The organism is Nonomuraea sp. CA-141351 (genome assembly GCF_050944675.1).
Classification (GTDB): Bacteria; Actinomycetota; Actinomycetes; order Streptosporangiales; family Streptosporangiaceae; genus Nonomuraea.
Map to the genome: position 1 here is coordinate 8,268,491 of NZ_CP191982.1, position 15,796 is coordinate 8,284,286.

The following is a 15,796-nucleotide window of genomic DNA, read 5'->3' on the forward strand; positions in this document are numbered from 1 at the left end:
CGGCCAGTCCGATCGCGCGATGATGGAGGCCCTGATCGCCGGAGGGCGCGATGTCACCATCCTGGCGCGGATGGCCAAGGGTCGTTGCCCGCAAGGAGATCCGTTGGGCCTGGTCGCCGTGGCGTCCTACGAGCCCGGGGCCGGGATGGGCAGGGGCTTGCCCGTCTCGATCAGGGTCTTCAACCCTGAGATGATCAACGGCCAGGCCCTGCCGACGATGCCGATGGTCATCCCATCCGGATCGAGGTCGTCATGGGTGATCCTCAGGTGGGTGACGTCACCCATCGTGGTCAGCGCGTAGGTGACCAGCGATGCGCGTCCGCCGTTGGCACTCGGCATGCCGGTCTCTTGCCACGTGTGGACCAGCCGTTCGCGCTTGCGGCTCTCCAGCACTTTCCCCTCGATCCCCGGACGCCCGTCGGGGAAGCGCGACACGAGGGGCGAGTCCGCCTCCCAGTCGCAATCGAAGGTGTGGCCGAACCGGTAAAGAGGAATCAGGCCGGGATCGGTCAGAACGTCCCACACCCGCTCCGCGTCGGCGCCGATGTAACAGTCGAAGGTCAACTCGGTCATCTCCAACCCCTCTCCTTTACCGGGAAGACGATCAGACAGGCCTGCAATACGACAACCTCAAGCTGCTGCCGCGTCTGAAGACATTGGTGCCGGCAAGACGGACCCCACACGGTGACGCACGATCGACTGCGGCGCCAACTGCGCCACGTCTACGGCGGCGGCAAGGGCCACGGCCTGTCGGCTTGATCGGCTCGTTGTCGGGAGCCGACCGACCGCGGCCCTGCCCTGCCTCCACCTCGAACAGATGCCGATCTTCGAGCCCGGACAACTAGCGGCGGAGCTTGATCTAAAAGCGGGGGTTCAGCGCGGCCGATTTGCTAAATTTCTTGCGCGATGGGGCAGATGTGGCCCTCGGGGGAGGTCGGATGCGCAGGTGGACTGCTCCATCCGTGATCGGCTGGACGCTTGCGTCGATCGTGGTGCCGGGTGCCGCGCATTTGCGCGCCGGGCGCAAACGTACCGGGCTGATCATGGTGGGGATCTTCGGGGTGCTGCTGATCGGTGTCATGGTCGCGCTGGTCAACGGCGAGGCACTGGCTGGTCTGCTCATCGACCCGACCTGGCTGGCCGTGGTCATAGGCCTGTGCGTGGTGGCAGGGCTGGGCTGGGCCGCGGTCGTGATCAGCTCCTACGTCGTGCTGCGCCCGGGCAGGCTCGGCCAGTGGGGTCAGCTCGGTACGGGCGCGGTCGCGGGCGTGCTGACGGTGGCCGTGACGCTGCCGTTCGGACTGGTTGCCACGACCGCCCGCACCTCCGACGACGCGCTCGGCACCGTCTTCCAGTCCTCGCCCTCTCAGCCGATCGATCACAAGGATCCGTGGCGAGGACGCGATCGGCTCAACATCGCGCTGCTGGGCGGCGACGGCGCGAGCTCGCGCAAGGGCGTCAGCATCCGCACCGACAGCATCAACGTGGTCAGCATCGACGTCCACACGGGCGACTCGGTGGTCTTCGCGCTGCCCCGCGAGCTGGAGAACGCGCCGTTTCCGCCGGGCTCCGCGCTGGCCAAGCGCTTCCCGCCGCCGAAGAACTTCTGGCTGCCACCAGGCCAGGGCCGCGGCTCCGCCGACCTGATCAACGGCATCTGGGCCTACGCCGACATGCACCCCGAGGTCGCCGGCCACTCCCCCACCCGTGCCCCGGACGCGGTCAAGGGCGCACTCGGCCAGATCCTCGGCCTCAAGATCGACTATTACATGCTCGTCAACATGTGGGGCGTGGCGCATCTGATCGACGCTCTCGGCGGCGTCACCATCCATGTCGAGCAGGACATCTGCTACGGCGTGGGCCGTACCGACGGCGGCGTGGTCAAGGCCGGCACCCGCACCCTCAACGGCACCCAGGCCCTCTGGTACGGCAGGGCCCGCGACCATCCGGGCAGCACCTGCGCGGGCGCCGACAACCACACCCGGATGCGCCGCCAGCAGTGCGTGATGAGCGCCATGCTCAAGCAGCTCAACCCGAGCAACGTGCTGCTGAAGTTCAACGCCCTGGCCGCCGCGGCCAAGCAGACCTTCCGCACCGACATCCCGCGTGACCTGCTGCAGGACCTGGTCCCGCTCGCTCAGCAGGTCAAGTCCGCCCGCGTGTCCAAGCTGAACTTCGTTCCACCCGCCTTCAACCCGGCCTATCCGGACTATCCACGCATCCGCAAGGCGGCGAGCGCTGCCATCGCACGCTCCCGCGGCTCGGGCCAGGTGGCCCGCGCCGAAGCCGCCACCCCTTCTCCGGCCAGTACGGCTACCGCCACGCCCTCGCCGCGTCAGCGCCGACAACAAGCCGGCCGGCTGGACACGCTGGACTCGTCATGCGTGCCCGGCAAGAAGGGAGCCTAGCCAGGACCGCCCGGGCGCCGATCGCGCCCGGGCGGTATTGACATCAGAGCCGGTCGAGGATCTTCTGCAGTTGCGTCACCTCGGTCTGCTGAGTGGTCCCGATGGCCCTGGCCAGTTCCTTGGCCTGCGAGTTCGAGCTCGCGATCGCCCTGTGGCAGGCGGCCAGCATGTCGGCGGTCGTCTCGGCGCTGCTGTCGGCCTTCGCCGTGGCCGTGCCCGCCAGCGTGGTGGTTGCCTGGCTGTTCGAGGCCTGCGCCGCCATGCTGGGCCACGGAAGAGCCACACTGAACGCGACCACCACCCGCGTCGGCCTCGCCATCGGTGGTCTCCTGGTGGCACGGCTGGCCTACACCGGTGGAGCCGTCCTGCTGGGCGCCCGCCGCGAACGACGACGGCACGGCGAGGCGCTCACCCTGCTGGGCCGGCGCGACCGCGACCTCGACGCGGTCGTGGTCGACTACGAGGAACGCCTGGCGTACTGCCTGCCCGGACACAACGGCCACGCGGTCATCACCACCGGCGCGCTGCGTTCGCTCGCGCCGGAGCAGGTGGCCGCCGTGCTGGCCCATGAGCAGGCACACCTGCGCGGCCGCCATCACCTGGTGCTGGCCGGTACCGAGACGCTGGCGCGAGCGTTTCCCCGCATCCCTCTGTTCGGCCAGGCACGAGCCGAGATCGCCCGCTTGGTCGAACTGCTGGCCGACGACGTGGCAGCACGTCGCCACTCACGCCTCCACATCGCCGCTGCCCTGGTACGGCTCGCCACAGGCCGCGTGCCCGCCTTCGCGCTGGGCGCGGGCGGCGAGACGGCACTCACCCGCGTCCGCCGCATGTTGCACCCGCAGGCACCGCTCGACCGGCGCGAACGCCTTGCGGGAGTTCTCGCCGTGACGGCGCTGCTCGCCGGCCCCGCCACCCTGGCCGCGGCCCCGGGCGTGGGCGCGTTCCTCGCCCACCACTGCCACTCCTTCCTCCCCCTCTGACCTTCTACGAAGAGCCATAGTAGGGGGCGTGGAGTGCCGGGCAGCGGGCGCCGCGGAAGCCGGCTCAGTCCGCGCCCTCGCACAGTTGGCTGTGCAGGGTTTCGTAGGCCCAGGCTTCCCACTTCGCCGGTGGCCAGCCGCGGTCGCGGACGAAGGTGAGGTACAGGTCAGGGCTGAGCAGGCAGTACAGCAGGTCGGACGCCATCGACGCGGACACCCCGGGACGGGCGCCGGGCTTGGCGATCAGGGCCTGCGCGGCGGTGGAGTGCACCGTGAAGCGCGGATCCTCCTCGGTGGGCCACATCGTGGCGATCTCGGGATCGTTGGCGGCGGCGGTCTCGAGGAGCTTCGTGATGGAGGCCACCCGATCGAGGATCAGCCGGGTGCCGTGCACGTGCCGGCGTAGCTGGTCCGTAGCGGTCGCCGCCGCGCACGCCTCGCGGAACCAGGGACGGTCCATGGTGGCGACCGGCTCGTCGTCACCGGCAATGGTGGTGTCGACCAGCTCCTTCAGCAGCGCGCGCTTGTTGTGGAAGACGAAGTAGATCGTCTGCACGGCGACGCCGGCCCGGTCCGCCACGTCCTGGAGGCTCGTGGCCCCATATCCATGCTCGAGGAACAGCTCCCGCGCCGCCGCGACGATCTTCGCGCGGGTCTGCCGGGATCGTTCCGTTCGCTTATCCAGCCGCTTGACAGTGCTCACGGCTCAAGCCTATATCTAGAGTTAGTATCTAGAGATCAGCTCTAAAAACTTCCGGAGGATCAGATGAAGCTGGCGCGGATGACATGGCGGCTCAGCAGCCTGGGCAGGCGGTCCGAACGCAGCCGTGAGCTCGCTGTCAAGCGAACGCTGCAGGCCTACTACCTGTCCGGCAAGCCGCCGTGGGACAGCGGCATCCCGGCTCCCGAGCTCGTCGACACGGTCGAGGGGCCGCACGCATTGCCTCCCGGGCGCGCGCTCGACCTCGGCTGCGGCACCGGCACCAACGCCATCTACCTCGCGCGCAACGGCTGGGACGTCGTCGGGGTCGACCTCATCGGCCGTGCCATCCGGCGTGCCAAGGACAAGGCCGACGCCGCGGACGTACGACCTCTGCTGCTGCGCGGCGACGTCACCCGGCTGGGCGAACTCGCCCTCGGCGAGGACTTCAGCCTGTTCTTCGACCTGAGCTGCTACTGCGGCATTCCCACGCACCGCCGCGACGCGTACGCCGCGGGCGTCACGACCCGGGCTGCCCCCGGCGCCCGGCTGCTGATGTTCGGCTACGGCCCGGATGTCTTCGACGACGGCTTCACCGGCGTCACCGCCGAGGAACTCCGCACCCGCTTCACCGGCTGGGAACTCACCGACGTCACCCCCGGCACCAACCCCTTCCCGACGTACTGGTTCACGCTGCACCGCCGATGAGCGGACGAACGTGTTGTTGCGGATCCTGCAGGCAGAGGTCATCGCCCCGGCTCTCCCAGAGAGCCGGGGCGCACCGCTGAACGCCCTGGCGACGACATGCGACGGCGCAACTGTCAGCTACGCCGGATAGTACGAAGATCCCTCAGCGGTGCAGTTGTTTACGAACTCCCAAGAAGTCTTCCCACTTCAGTACTATTTCGTCCCATATTGGAAGATTTACGAGGAGGCATCGTAGTGACCGTGCCGACGTGGCTGGGGCGAACAGCAGCGGCCGGAGCCCTGGCAGTGGTCGCATCGGGCGCCACCCCGGGCGCCGCCTTCGCCGAGCCGTCGCCCGCAAAGGCCAGAGCCAAGCTGGTGAAACTCAACGAGCAGGCCGACCGGCTGGTCGAGCGGTACAACCAGGCCACCGAAACGTACAAGAGCGCCAAGGAGAAGTACAGCGCCCTCAACGCCGAGCTCGGCCGCAAGGACGCCCGAGCCGACGCCCTTCGTCAGGATCTCGTCACAGCGGCGGTCAACGACTACCAGGCGGGCCCCTTCCCCCTCTGGGGAAGACTCATCGGCCAGAGCGACCCGCAAACGCTGCTGGGCAACATGGCCTCCCTCCAGCAGATCGCCGAGGCGAGGGCGGCGAAGATCCGGGCCTATGACGCGGCCACCAAAGAGCTCCGCGATCGCCGCAACGAGGCCAAGCGCCTCCTGGCCGAGGCCGAGACCGCGCGCGACAAGGTACGCGGCGAGAAGGCGAAGGTCGACAAGCTGGTCAAGGAACAGACCAAGCTCCTGCGCAGACTGGGCGCGTTCAACACCGGAGACCCCAACAGCCCGGGCATCGTGTACACCGGCCCGGCCTCCGGCAACGCCCGTACGGCGGCACCGGGCCGGGCTCGTACGACTGTTCCGGCCTGACCCAGGCCGCCTGGCGCCGTGCGGGCGTCGAGCTACCCCGCACCACCTGGACCCAGTGGGGCTGGGGATCCGACCGCCGCGTGCCGCTGGACCAGCTGGAGCCGGGCGACCTGCTCTTCAGCAAGGGTCTCGGACACATGGGCATGTACGCCGGCAACGGCAAGATGGTCGCCGGCACCCGGCGCCAGATCCAGCAACTCGTAGGAACGCGTACGCAACTCTGCGGCACCAGGGACGCCTTCGGAGGCGTCCAGCAGCGCGATCATGGCGGCGACGTCTGCTTCAGGGGCGATGTTGTTCGACATGTCTGACAGCATGCGACTTAATGTCGACATGAAGTCAAATACCATCGACGCATCCATGAGCATCGGCCACGTCGCAGAACGGTTCGGCCTCGCCACCCACGTCCTGCGCCATTGGGAGTCGATGGGGCTCCTCTCCCCCACTCGCGTCGAGGCGGGACGGCGGCGCTACGGGCCGGACGACCTCTACCGGGTCGCGGTGATCTTGAGAGCGAAGGAGGCCGGTTTCGGCCTGGACGACATCCGCGAGATGATCGCCACAGCGGATCCGGTCACGCGCCGGTCCATCATCCAACGCCACCGCGCCGACCTGGTACGACGCATCGCCGAAACGCAGGCATCGCTGGAACTCCTCGACTGCGCACTCGCGTGCGACCACACCGACTTCACCACCTGCGCACGCTTCCGGGCCATGGCCAGCGAACGGATCGGGCTCACGCCGTAGCCTGCTCAAGGGGGGTGTCACGCGGGGTCAGTCGCCGTGCAGGCCGTCCGGGTCGCAGTAGTCGACCTTGTTCGTCGGCCTGAAGTTGGCGACGATGATCTCTCGCTTGAACGGGCCGCCCTTCGGCACGTCCTCGGCCGACACCTCCAGCGTGAACTGCTGCATCGCCCGCAGCGCGCGGCCGGCGATGACGACCGGGCGGCGCACCAGGTAGATCGCAGAGAAGGGGCAGCAGTAGTAGCTCCCGAACGGTTTACCCTGGGCATCGGTGGCAAAGGTGATCGCGCCGTACTGCCGGGCGGCATCGATCTCGGCCTGGATACGCAAGGTGATGGCGGGGGCCGGGTCGTAGTCCCACATCTCCTTGATCGCCTGGTGTGCCCGTGGGTCGGCCTGCCAGAAGCTCCGCTTCTGCGGGTCGGTCAGGCACCACGGGTCGAAGTTGCGGGCGTCGGCAACCCTCAGGTTGGCGGGCGGGACGGCCTGCCGTACAGCTGGTCCCTTGTAGCCGGCGATCAAGCCGGGCATCGCGATGAGCTGGCCGAGGTGATAGTAGATCTCCAGAGCTCGCTGCAGGCGCTGCTCGATGGCCTCGTGCATGCGCGGCGCCGGGTGGGTGTCGAGAAGGCCCTCGGCGTAGTCGGCGGCCGTCGCCGCCTCGGCGGCCAGTTGGCGCAGCCGTTCCAGCGCGTGGCGGTGCTTGTCGGCGTCGGCGACGGTCTGTTCGAAGACGCCGAGCGCGACCTCGGCGTGCCTGCGGATAGCGCGTGAGGCGGCGAGCATGCCGTGCAGGTGCGGCAGCGGGCACGAGCTGGCCTCTGCCCATTCGGGCAGGTCGGCGGGGAGCAGCAGTTCATTCTCCACCAGGTAACGGGAGTTTCCCGCGGCCTGGCGCGCCCGCGACACCCAGTTCTCGACCTGGGCGAAGCAGGCGTCGACTTGCAGAGCGGTGACCTGCGGTACGTAGCCGACGGTGCTCGGGTCGGCGGCGTAGTCCGCGTCGAGCAGGTGCTCTCCGATGGCTTGCAGAACGAACGCGTTCCACGTGCACAGCAGTTGCCCGGCCGCGGCCTGCGGGCCATGCCACAGGTTCACCCCCTCGGCGGCTAACCGGGAGCGCAGCGCCTCCGCCTGCTCCAGCTCGGTGTAGACGAACCCGCCTGCTCGGCGATAGGCCTCGAGCTCGTCGGCCCGGACTTCCCCCTTGAACGCCGCCGCCATCCGCGTCATGAACGACATGCATACCTCCCCGTTGTGCCCCGTCCGTCGTAGCGTACGGGCGGACATGAGGCCCACGTCGGAACATTTCGATCACGACTTGTGAACATGACCAACGAACGTCAAAGGTCGTTCTGGACCGCGGCGCTGCTGGGACGGGCTGACCGACCGGCGCCTTCCACGAGAGCGGAGCCTCCAGTCCGGGGTCCGTGTGAGTTCACCAGCCGACCTCGTCGCAGCCCTCGTGATCGGCGGGCTCCACCTGCAGGGTGGCGTGGGCGACGCCGTGGCGCCGGCGGAGCAGGTCGCGGGCCTGGTCCAGCACGGAGTGGTTGTCGTTCTGGTCGGTGGTGACGAGGTGGGCGGTGGCGACGTTCATGCCGGAGGTGAGGGTCCAAAGGTGCAGGTCGTGCACGTCGCGTACGCCGTCGATCGCGGCCAGGTCCTGCGCGACCGCGGTGGCGTCCATGCCTTCGGGTACGTGCTGGCCGAGCACGGCGAACACTTGCCGGCCGAGCGAGATCGCGCGGACGGCGACGAACACGCCGATGGCCAGGGCGATGACCGTGTCCCAGAACGTCCGGCCGGTGGCGGAGACCAGCCAGCCCGCGACGATGACGCCCACGGATCCGGCCGTGTCGGCCACGACTTCCAGGTAGGCGCCCTTGACGTTGAGGCTCTCGCTCGCGCCCGAGCGCAGCAGCAACAGGGCCACGACGTTCACGACCAGGCCGATGGCGCCCACGACGAGCATCGGGCCGGAGGAGACCTCGGCGGGCGCGCCGATGCGGCCGACGGCCCCGATGACCACGTACAGGGCGACGCCCAGCATCAGCACCACGGCCAGCAGGGACGCGAACACCTCGGCTCGGTAGGAGCCGTAGCTGCGGCGTCCGGTGGTGTCCGGCCGGGTGGCGATCCTGGTCGCCACCAGGGCCGCGCCGAGGGTGACGACGTCGGCGGCCATGTGGCCGGCGTCGGACATCAGCGCCAGCGAGCCGGAGATCAGCCCGTAGGCCAGCTCGACGACGAAGTAGGCGCCGATCAGGGCGAAGGAGACCGCCAGGCGCCACCGATGCCGGCTTCCCGCGTGTCCGTGTCCTGCGCCCATCAAGTGTCCCCGTCGCGTTCGGGATGAATGGCGTCGGTGTGCTCGGTGTGGGCGAGCGCCAGGTCGAGCAGCATCCGTACGTGCGGGTCTTCCAGGCGGTAGTAGGCCATCCGGCCGGAGCGGCGCGCGGCGACGATGCGGTGGGCGCGCAGCAACCGCAGGGCGTGGGAGACGGCCGATTCGCTCTGACCGGTCACCGCGGCCAGGTCGCACACGCACAATTCGCCGTCCAGCAGGGCGACCAGCAGGCGCAGCCGGTTCGGGTCTGACAGCAGTCCGAAGATGTCCGCGGTGTCGGTGAGGTCCTCGGCGGCCGGCATCCGCCCGCACACGGCGGCCACCCGGTCGGCGTCCACTACCTTGGCAGCACATCCGTCCATCGCCAACACGCGCTCATCTGAAGACTCATTCATATGAACAAGATTAGGGCGTTGCCTGGATGGCGTGTCAAGGGCGCCCGTTCGGCCGGCAGATGCCGCGGAGCGCAGCCGCGAACCGGTCGATGTCATCCGCGGAGGTGAACAGAGCGGGCGTGACGCGGACGGCGCCGCCGCCGGTCATGCCCGTCCGGGCGACGGTGAAGATCCGGTGTTCGTTCATCAGGCGGTCGGCGATGGCGATGTTGTCGGCTTCCGTCGTCTGCCCGCGTAGCCGGAACGCGGTGATGGCGCCGTACATGTCCGGCTCGTCCGGGGTGAGGATCTCGAGGTTCTCGATGTCGCGGAGCTGGTTGACCCAGCGATCCCGCAGGAACCGGAGGCGGGCCTGTTTGACCGCGGCCCCGAGGTTGTCGTGAAAGTCCAGAGCGGCGTCCACGGTGAGGAAGGGGGCCGCGTTCACGGTCCCGGAGTGCACGCGGGAGCGGATGTCGGTGGCGGGGTAGGTCTCGTCGGCGTACTGGAGGCCGATGTCGGCCAGGCGGTGGGCGCGGATGTAGAGGAATCCGGCGCCCAGCGGTACGCCCATCCACTTGTGCAGGGAGAAGACCGCGAAGTCGGCGTCGAGGTCGGCGAGCGTGAAATTGAGCTGCCCCCAGGAGTGGGCGGCGTCCACGATCACGTCGACCCCCTGCCTGCGGGCCATGGACACGATCTGGCCGACGGGCGTGACCAGGCCGGTGCGGTTGTTCATGTGGCTGAGCAGGAGCAGCCTGACCTTCGGGTGCTCGCGCAGCTCGCGTTCGTAGGCGTCCAGCACTGCCTGGCGCGTGGCCGGCTCGGGGATGACGATGCGCACGACGTCGACGCCGCGCCGGTCCCGTAGCCAGTTCATGGCGTACTGGCCGCTGTGGTAGTCCAGGTCGGCGTACATGACGGCGTCGCCGGGGCGCAGGCGGCGGTAGCCGGAGATGAGATTCTGCAGGGCCTCGGTGCCGCCCCGGGTGAGCGCGATCTCGCTCCTCGATGTGCCGAGCAGCCCGGCGATGCGGTCGCGGATCTTGTCGGCTCCGGCCTTGTACGTGGTGCGCAGCAGGTGAGAGCTCTGCTCGTTGAGGAGGTCGACGTTGCGGTGGTAGGCCCGGCGGACGGGCTCGGGGGAAGTCGGGGCTCACCCGGAACTGACGGGCGACAGTGGCCCAGAAGGGCTCATCGCGGGCCACCTGCTCCGGGGTGGTGCCGCGAGGCGCGAAGAGCACGTCCGCGGTCGCGGGACCCGCGGCGATCGCGCCGAGCCCGGCGACGACCCGGCGTCTCGACAGGGTCATGAAAAACACCACCTGTAAGTCAGCGGGATGCGCGAATGCCCAGTGTCACCTAAATCGCGGCACGATATGCCCTTCATTTCCTCGTGTCGCGAGATGCGGTTGGATGACCGCCCACGACCGGCACCGTCGTCGACGCGTCTTTCAGGATGAACGGCGGCAGCAGCTTTACCGGAACCTTTGACTTCGCCGGGCGCGTCCGGCGGGCGTGCGGGCATCATCACCGGTGATGCTCACGACACGAAAGACCCGTTCTCGCCGCCCGGCCGGTCGGCTGACGGCGCGTGCGGTGCTCGTGCTCGTGCTGCTCGTCGGCGTGGTGTTCACCCATGGCGGCGCGTGCGCGGCCGTGGAGTTGTCGGAGCCGGTCGCCCACGGCGCCCACCTTGAGAACACCGCCGTGAACGACGCGCGATGCCTGCACCGGGAGCTGCCGAAGCGCCACCGGCACGGCACCGAACAGGACTGCTCGGCGGTCAACCTGGCCGACACGCCCCTCTCCGTGGCCACGCCGGCGACCCGGTCGGTCTCCACGGCCCATGCCGTCGCCGGGATCCCGATCCCCCCGGCGCGTGTGGCCCGCCTTGCCGCGCCCTATCTGGAAAATCTCTGCGTGATGCGCATATAGGAGTCACGACATCCGCAGTCGTCCTATATCCACTCGGGTTTCGCGGCCGTTTCGTCATGCCCGCGAATTGCGTCATTCACGTTCGGGGATTCATCCATGTCATCACAAGCTGTTTTCGCGCGCCCGCAAGAGGCGCCGGCTGTCGGTTCTTCATCGCTTTCCCTGGCCGTCGGCAATACGCCGCTGGTGTTCATTTCCGAGCCGTTTGTACCGGGAGGAGGATTCTGGGCCAAGCTGGAAGGCTTCAACCCGGGCGGCATCAAGGACCGTCCCGCTCTGCACATGGTGCGGCGGGCGCGGGCTCGGGGAGATCTCCGGCCGGGCGCCACGATCATCGAGTCGACCAGCGGCACTCTGGGGCTGGGCCTGGCCCTGGCCGGGATCGTCTTCGGCCACCCGGTCGTGCTGGTGGGCGACCCCGGGATGGAGCCGCTCATGTGCCGGCTGCTCGCCTCCTACGAGGTACGGCTGGAGATCGTCACCGAGCCGCATCCGATCGGGGGATGGCAGCAGGCCCGCCGCGAGCGGGTCCAGCGCCTGCTGGCCGAGACTCCCGGCGCCTACTGCCCCGACCAGTACAACAACCCCGACAACGTCGAGGCCTACGCCGGGCTGGCCCACGAGTTGCTGGGCCGGTTGCCGCACATCGACACGCTGGTGTGCTCGGTCGGCACCGGCGGGCACAGCGCCGGGATCCTCGGCGTGCTGCGCCACCACTTCCCCGATCTGAAGCTGGTCGGGGTCGACACCATCGGCTCGACCATCTTCGGCCAGCCCGCCAGGGCACGGCTGATGCGCGGCCTCGGCTCCAGCATCCATCCCCGCAACGTCGCCTATGACGCCTTCAGCGAGGTGCACTGGGTCAGCCCGGCCGAAGCGGTCTGGGCCTGCCGCTCCCTGGCCGCCCGGCACTACGTCTCCGGCGGCTGGAGCACCGGCGCGGTCACCCTGGTGGCCCGCTGGCTGGCCCGCACCGCCCCCGAACAGACCATCGTCGCGATCTTTCCCGACGGACCGTGGCGGTACTGGAACACCGTCTTCGACGACGACTACTGCCACGCCCACGGCCTGCTCGGCACGGTCCCGGCCGAGGAGCCGGACCTGCTGCGCTCACCGGCCGAGCGGGAGGTGCGCCGCTGGACGCGCTGCACCACCGTGACAGACCCGCTGGCGGGCACGAGATGAGCGGCGTGCTGCGGGAGTTCCGCTCCTTCGACCGGCCGATCCAGCTCCTGCAGATCAACCAGGCAGGCATCAACCTCGGCTTCTACATGCTCATGCCCTACCTCGCCCAGCACCTGTCGACCGGCGCGGGCCTGGCGGCCTGGACGATCGGACTGGTCCTCGGCCTGCGGAACATGAGCCAGCAGGGCATGTTCCTGATCGGCGGCACGCTGGCCGACCGGCTCGGCTACAAACCGCTGATCATGCTCGGGTGCGCGCTGCGGACCGTCGGGTTCGCGCTGTTCGGGCTGACCACCTCACTGCCGCTGCTGGTCGTGGCCGCCGTCGTGACGGGTTTCGCGGGAGCGCTGTTCAATCCGGCGGCCCGCGCCTACCTGGCCGTCGCGGCCGGCGAGCGCAAGGTCGCCGCCTTCGCCGTGTTCAACGTCTTCTACCAGGGCGGCATCCTGCTCGGCCCGCTGGCCGGCATCGCCCTGCTGAAAACCGGCTTCACCGCCGTGTGCCTCTCCGCCGCGGCCATCTTCGCGGTGCTGACCGTCCTGCAGTGCCTGTGGCTGCCGGCCCGGCGCGGCCCCGTACAGAAGGTGCAGCCGGTGCTGTGCGACTGGCGGCAGGCGTTCGGGGACCGGGCGTTCGTCTCGTTCGCCACGGCGATGATCGCTTCGTACGCGCTCTCGTATCAGATGTATCTGGCCCTGCCGCTCGAAGTGCAACGCCTCGGCGCAGGCGAGACCGGGGTGATGGCCCTCTACGCCGTCTCGGCGCTGCTCGGCATCGCCGGGCAGATGCGCCTGACCGCCTGGTGCTCGGCCCGGTGGACCCGCGGCCAGGCGATCAGCCGCGGCCTGGCGCTCATGGGGATCGCCTTCCTGCCGCCCGCCGCGGTCGCGCAGCTGCCGCTCCCGCCGGTGTGGGCGATGGCGCCCGTCGTCGCCTGCACCCTCCTGCTCACCGTCGGCACGCTGGTCGCCTTCCCGTTCGAGATGGCCACCATCGCCGACATGGCGGGAGATCGCCTGATCGGCACCTACTACGGGCTGTACAACCTGCTGTCCGGCGTCGGCATCCTGGCCGGGAACCTGCTGTCCGGCGCCCTGCTCGACACGGCCCGCGCCACCGGCCTGGCCTGCCTGCCGTGGCTGCTGCTGGCCGCCACGGGAGCGGCCTCGGCGGCGGCAGTCAGACGATTGGACCGGCGTCACCGGCTCTCCCCCACCGGCCAGGTAGCCCTCGCCGGCTGACGGGACGCGCCCTGGTGCGGCTCCCGCTGACCGCGCCAGGGCAGCCCGGGCGTTGCCGCCGGCCACCATCCCGACCCCGTCTGCCGTACCGCCCTGACCACCTGGGCGGAGCGTCACAACGAGGAGGGCGTCGAACCGGTGCGGGTCCTTACGGCCGAGTAAGGCCCGGCCGCCGCGCCGTACGAACCGGTGCGACGGCGACGGCCGGTGCCTGGGGCGTTTCAGCGCTCGGCGTGGCAATCCCCGCTCGCCGTCTCGTCGGGCCGGATGCCGTGGTGGATGGGACCGTGGGGGTCGGCGCAGTGCTGTACGAGGTGGCGCGGGGCGCCGTCGTCGACGGCGTGGCTGTCGGGCGGGGCGTGGTCGACCTGCAAGGTGGTGTGCACGATGCCGTGCCCCTCGTGCAGCAGGTCCTCGACGGCCAGGCGCGCGGCATGGCAGTCGGCGCCGGGAGTGACCAGAACGTGTGCCGACAGGGCGGCGTACCCGGAGGTGACCTCCCAGATGTGCAGGTCGTGCACCTCCACCACGGTGTCCAGGGCGGCGATCTGGCGGCCGACCTCGGCGGGGTTCACCTCGGCTGGAGCGGCCTCCATGAACACCCGTCCGGCGTCGCGGACCAGCCCCCAACCGGCCTTGAGCATCAGCGCCGCGACCACCAGTGCGGCGATGGCGTCGGCGCGGGTCCAGCCGGTCAGCCAGATGACGAGGCCGGCCAGGGTGGTGGCGATGAAGGCGTACAGGTCGTTGAGGATGTGCTGGAAGGCGCCCTCGACGTTGAGGCTGGAGCGGTTGGCCTTGGACAGCAGCCAGGTGGCGGCCACGTTGACGACGATGCCGGCCAGCCCGGTGACCACGACGAACAGGCCCTCGACCGGTGGCGCCTCGACGAGTCTGCGGATGCCCTCGTAGGTGAAGTAGACCGCGAGCAGCAGCAGGGTGATGCCGTTGGCCTGGGCGGAGATGATCTCGGCACGCTTGAGGCCGTAGGTGAAGCCGCCGCGGGGCGGGCGGGCCGCTATCCGCATCGCGACCAGCGCCAGCACGATCGCCATCGCGTCGGTGAGCATGTGACCGGCATCGGAGATCAGCGCCAGCGATCCGGCGATCAGGCCGACCACCACCTCGACGGCCATGAACCCGACGATCAGGGCGAGCGCGCCGCCGAGGTAGCGCCGGTCCGCCTCCGCGCTGACGCCATGCCCATGTCCGTGACCATGCCCATGCGCGTGGTCATCACTGCCTTCGCTGCGTACGTGGCTCCGGTCGTGCCCGTGTTGATCAGACATGCACTGAGCTCCTTGGACTGGGGTGGATGACGTGTGTGACGGCCAGGTCCGGAAGGTTGGGGACACGGGCGTCGATCAGCGGGTCGTACGCAAGCGCAGCCTTGAAACATCTGCCTGAGTGTTCATATGTGCATATGGTTCCGACCGAGGCGCGCCAGGTCAAGAGCATGCCCTCAATCGCATGTTCATTACCTCTACACATGAACATCTACTCAGACGTTTAAACACTCTGTAGTGTGTCAACTACTCTTCGTAGAAGTTGATAACCGTCAGGTGGTCAGGACCTGACCCCCTCTGCACCCGGCCCACCGGACTCGGTGCAGATGCGCACAGGAAGGGACTGCGCATGAGAACTGTCCACGCCGCCACCGCCGCACTGGTGATGGCAGCAGCAAGCGGATGGCTGGCACTGTCGAGCCTGCCGGCCGACGCCGTCTCCGTACCAACCCTCCAGCCTCCCGCCGTGACGTGCCGCTACGCCGTCACGAACCTGCAGCCGGGCGAACCGGTCACCGTCCGCTCCGCGCCGGGGCTCACGAAGCGGGTGGTCGGCAACCTGCGGAGCGGTAACCAGACGATCGCCGGCAACTGCATCGACCAGCAGGGCTGGCTGCACGTCATCATGCCCTCCGGCGTGCGCGGCTGGGCGCAAGGGCACCATCTGAGCAAGCTGCCCGGGCAGGGGGTCACGGCCGCGCAACCAGGCAGGTCAGCGCGCACGTGCAGCTACACCGTGACGCGGGTGCGCCGCGCCAGCTACCTCAACGTCCGCTCCGGCGCCGGGCTGACCCACCACCCGATCGCCAAGCTTCGACCCGGTGGGCACGCGATCACCGGGGGCTGCTCCAGCCGGAGCGGCTGGCTGCACGTCACCACGCCCACCGGGGTCCGCGGCTGGGCCTGGAGCTTCTACCTGCACAGGAGCGCCGCCACCGGCGCGACCCCGATCAGGTAACGAGACCGG

The 15,796-nt window shown here is 69.3% G+C and carries 18 protein-coding genes; 10 read left to right on the plus strand and 8 right to left on the minus strand.

Going from position 1 to position 15,796, the window contains the following annotated elements:
• Positions 1-126: 126 nt before the first annotated feature.
• Positions 127-573 (minus strand): SRPBCC domain-containing protein, encoded by a 447-nt coding sequence (locus tag ACQPWU_RS38945; RefSeq protein ID WP_433430621.1) that lies wholly within the window; start codon positions 571-573, stop codon positions 127-129.
• A 365-nt stretch (positions 574-938) separates the two neighbouring features.
• Between ACQPWU_RS38945 and ACQPWU_RS38950 the strand changes: the two genes are divergently transcribed.
• Positions 939-2,408: an LCP family protein gene (locus ACQPWU_RS38950; RefSeq protein ID WP_433430623.1), complete on the plus strand. Its 1,470-nt coding sequence runs from the start codon at positions 939-941 to the stop codon at positions 2,406-2,408.
• Between the two features lie 43 nt (positions 2,409-2,451).
• Here ACQPWU_RS38950 and ACQPWU_RS38955 read toward each other — a convergent pair whose 3' ends face one another.
• On the minus strand, positions 2,452-2,577 hold the full coding sequence (locus tag ACQPWU_RS38955) for a hypothetical protein (protein WP_433430625.1): 126 nt from the start codon (positions 2,575-2,577) through the stop codon (positions 2,452-2,454).
• Between ACQPWU_RS38955 and ACQPWU_RS38960 the strand changes: the two genes are divergently transcribed.
• On the plus strand, positions 2,576-3,391 hold the full coding sequence (locus ACQPWU_RS38960) for a M56 family metallopeptidase (RefSeq protein ID WP_433430628.1): 816 nt from the start codon (positions 2,576-2,578) through the stop codon (positions 3,389-3,391). The genes ACQPWU_RS38955 and ACQPWU_RS38960 overlap by 2 nt on opposite strands.
• A gap of 64 nt (positions 3,392-3,455) precedes the next feature.
• Here ACQPWU_RS38960 and ACQPWU_RS38965 read toward each other — a convergent pair whose 3' ends face one another.
• The gene (locus ACQPWU_RS38965; protein WP_433430630.1) at positions 3,456-4,094 is read right to left on the minus strand and encodes a TetR/AcrR family transcriptional regulator; all 639 of its coding nucleotides are present in this window, start codon (positions 4,092-4,094) and stop codon (positions 3,456-3,458) included.
• 63 nt (positions 4,095-4,157) lie between these two features.
• Here ACQPWU_RS38965 and ACQPWU_RS38970 point away from each other — a divergent pair, with 63 nt between their 5' ends.
• The 4 genes from ACQPWU_RS38970 to ACQPWU_RS38985 all read left to right on the plus strand — a co-directional run bounded on the left by ACQPWU_RS38970 (position 4,158) and on the right by ACQPWU_RS38985 (position 6,458).
• Positions 4,158-4,799 (plus strand): class I SAM-dependent methyltransferase, encoded by a 642-nt coding sequence (locus ACQPWU_RS38970; RefSeq protein WP_433430633.1) that lies wholly within the window; start codon positions 4,158-4,160, stop codon positions 4,797-4,799.
• A gap of 234 nt (positions 4,800-5,033) precedes the next feature.
• Positions 5,034-5,711 (plus strand): coiled-coil domain-containing protein, encoded by a 678-nt coding sequence (locus ACQPWU_RS38975; RefSeq protein WP_433430635.1) that lies wholly within the window; start codon positions 5,034-5,036, stop codon positions 5,709-5,711.
• Positions 5,708-6,022, plus strand: a complete 315-nt coding sequence (locus ACQPWU_RS38980) for a C40 family peptidase (protein ID WP_433445397.1) — start codon at positions 5,708-5,710, stop codon at positions 6,020-6,022. The genes ACQPWU_RS38975 and ACQPWU_RS38980 overlap by 4 nt, the downstream gene beginning before the upstream one ends.
• Positions 6,003-6,458, plus strand: coding sequence for a MerR family transcriptional regulator (locus ACQPWU_RS38985; protein WP_433430638.1), 456 nt, complete (start codon positions 6,003-6,005; stop codon positions 6,456-6,458). Before ACQPWU_RS38980 ends, ACQPWU_RS38985 begins: the two co-directional genes overlap by 20 nt.
• 27 nt (positions 6,459-6,485) lie before the next feature.
• On the opposite strand, the gene ACQPWU_RS38990 is transcribed toward ACQPWU_RS38985, so the two are convergent.
• The 4 genes from ACQPWU_RS38990 to ACQPWU_RS39005 form a co-directional block, all read right to left on the minus strand.
• Positions 6,486-7,697, minus strand: a complete 1,212-nt coding sequence (locus tag ACQPWU_RS38990; protein WP_433430641.1) for a hypothetical protein — start codon at positions 7,695-7,697, stop codon at positions 6,486-6,488.
• Between the two features lie 196 nt (positions 7,698-7,893).
• Positions 7,894-8,787 (minus strand): cation diffusion facilitator family transporter, encoded by an 894-nt coding sequence (locus ACQPWU_RS38995; protein WP_433430643.1) that lies wholly within the window; start codon positions 8,785-8,787, stop codon positions 7,894-7,896.
• Positions 8,787-9,200: an ArsR/SmtB family transcription factor gene (locus ACQPWU_RS39000; RefSeq protein WP_433430646.1), complete on the minus strand. Its 414-nt coding sequence runs from the start codon at positions 9,198-9,200 to the stop codon at positions 8,787-8,789. Before ACQPWU_RS39000 ends, ACQPWU_RS38995 begins: the two co-directional genes overlap by 1 nt.
• A 34-nt stretch (positions 9,201-9,234) precedes the next feature.
• Complete coding sequence (locus ACQPWU_RS39005) at positions 9,235-10,260, minus strand: aminotransferase class V-fold PLP-dependent enzyme (protein ID WP_433445399.1); 1,026 nt, start codon at positions 10,258-10,260, stop codon at positions 9,235-9,237.
• A 458-nt stretch (positions 10,261-10,718) separates the two neighbouring features.
• Here ACQPWU_RS39005 and ACQPWU_RS39010 point away from each other — a divergent pair, with 458 nt between their 5' ends.
• From ACQPWU_RS39010 to ACQPWU_RS39020, 3 genes are all read left to right on the plus strand, one after another.
• Positions 10,719-11,117 (plus strand): hypothetical protein, encoded by a 399-nt coding sequence (locus ACQPWU_RS39010; RefSeq protein WP_433430648.1) that lies wholly within the window; start codon positions 10,719-10,721, stop codon positions 11,115-11,117.
• Between the two features lie 96 nt (positions 11,118-11,213).
• On the plus strand, positions 11,214-12,302 hold the full coding sequence (locus tag ACQPWU_RS39015; RefSeq protein WP_433430649.1) for a PLP-dependent cysteine synthase family protein: 1,089 nt from the start codon (positions 11,214-11,216) through the stop codon (positions 12,300-12,302).
• A complete protein-coding gene (locus ACQPWU_RS39020; RefSeq protein WP_433430651.1) occupies positions 12,299-13,543 on the plus strand; it encodes an MFS transporter in 1,245 nt (414 codons plus the stop codon). The genes ACQPWU_RS39015 and ACQPWU_RS39020 overlap by 4 nt, the downstream gene beginning before the upstream one ends.
• 221 nt (positions 13,544-13,764) lie before the next feature.
• Here the strand turns inward: ACQPWU_RS39020 and ACQPWU_RS39025 are convergent, their stop codons facing one another.
• Positions 13,765-14,832 (minus strand): cation diffusion facilitator family transporter, encoded by a 1,068-nt coding sequence (locus ACQPWU_RS39025; protein WP_433430652.1) that lies wholly within the window; start codon positions 14,830-14,832, stop codon positions 13,765-13,767.
• Between the two features lie 346 nt (positions 14,833-15,178).
• On the opposite strand from ACQPWU_RS39025, the gene ACQPWU_RS39030 reads away from it, so the two are divergent.
• The gene (locus ACQPWU_RS39030) at positions 15,179-15,787 is read left to right on the plus strand and encodes an SH3 domain-containing protein (RefSeq protein WP_433430654.1); all 609 of its coding nucleotides are present in this window, start codon (positions 15,179-15,181) and stop codon (positions 15,785-15,787) included.
• The last annotated feature ends 9 nt before the right edge of the window (positions 15,788-15,796 follow it).

What these genes read in the sequence shown, in the direction of transcription:
- ACQPWU_RS38945 (WP_433430621.1), bottom strand. Translation starts at nt 573, where the DNA reads ATGACCGAGTTGACCTTCGACTGTTACATCGGCGCCGACGCGGAGCGG.
- ACQPWU_RS38950 (WP_433430623.1), top strand. Translation starts at nt 939, where the DNA reads ATGCGCAGGTGGACTGCTCCATCCGTGATCGGCTGGACGCTTGCGTCG.
- ACQPWU_RS38960 (WP_433430628.1), top strand. Translation starts at nt 2,576, where the DNA reads ATGTCGGCGGTCGTCTCGGCGCTGCTGTCGGCCTTCGCCGTGGCCGTG.
- ACQPWU_RS38955 (WP_433430625.1), bottom strand. Translation starts at nt 2,577, where the DNA reads ATGCTGGCCGCCTGCCACAGGGCGATCGCGAGCTCGAACTCGCAGGCC.
- ACQPWU_RS38970 (WP_433430633.1), top strand. Translation starts at nt 4,158, where the DNA reads ATGAAGCTGGCGCGGATGACATGGCGGCTCAGCAGCCTGGGCAGGCGG.
- ACQPWU_RS38985 (WP_433430638.1), top strand. Translation starts at nt 6,003, where the DNA reads ATGTTGTTCGACATGTCTGACAGCATGCGACTTAATGTCGACATGAAG.
- ACQPWU_RS38990 (WP_433430641.1), bottom strand. Translation starts at nt 7,697, where the DNA reads ATGTCGTTCATGACGCGGATGGCGGCGGCGTTCAAGGGGGAAGTCCGG.
- ACQPWU_RS38995 (WP_433430643.1), bottom strand. Translation starts at nt 8,787, where the DNA reads ATGGGCGCAGGACACGGACACGCGGGAAGCCGGCATCGGTGGCGCCTG.
- ACQPWU_RS39000 (WP_433430646.1), bottom strand. Translation starts at nt 9,200, where the DNA reads ATGAATGAGTCTTCAGATGAGCGCGTGTTGGCGATGGACGGATGTGCT.
- ACQPWU_RS39010 (WP_433430648.1), top strand. Translation starts at nt 10,719, where the DNA reads ATGCTCACGACACGAAAGACCCGTTCTCGCCGCCCGGCCGGTCGGCTG.
- ACQPWU_RS39015 (WP_433430649.1), top strand. Translation starts at nt 11,214, where the DNA reads ATGTCATCACAAGCTGTTTTCGCGCGCCCGCAAGAGGCGCCGGCTGTC.
- ACQPWU_RS39020 (WP_433430651.1), top strand. Translation starts at nt 12,299, where the DNA reads ATGAGCGGCGTGCTGCGGGAGTTCCGCTCCTTCGACCGGCCGATCCAG.
- ACQPWU_RS39025 (WP_433430652.1), bottom strand. Translation starts at nt 14,832, where the DNA reads ATGTCTGATCAACACGGGCACGACCGGAGCCACGTACGCAGCGAAGGC.
- ACQPWU_RS39030 (WP_433430654.1), top strand. Translation starts at nt 15,179, where the DNA reads ATGAGAACTGTCCACGCCGCCACCGCCGCACTGGTGATGGCAGCAGCA.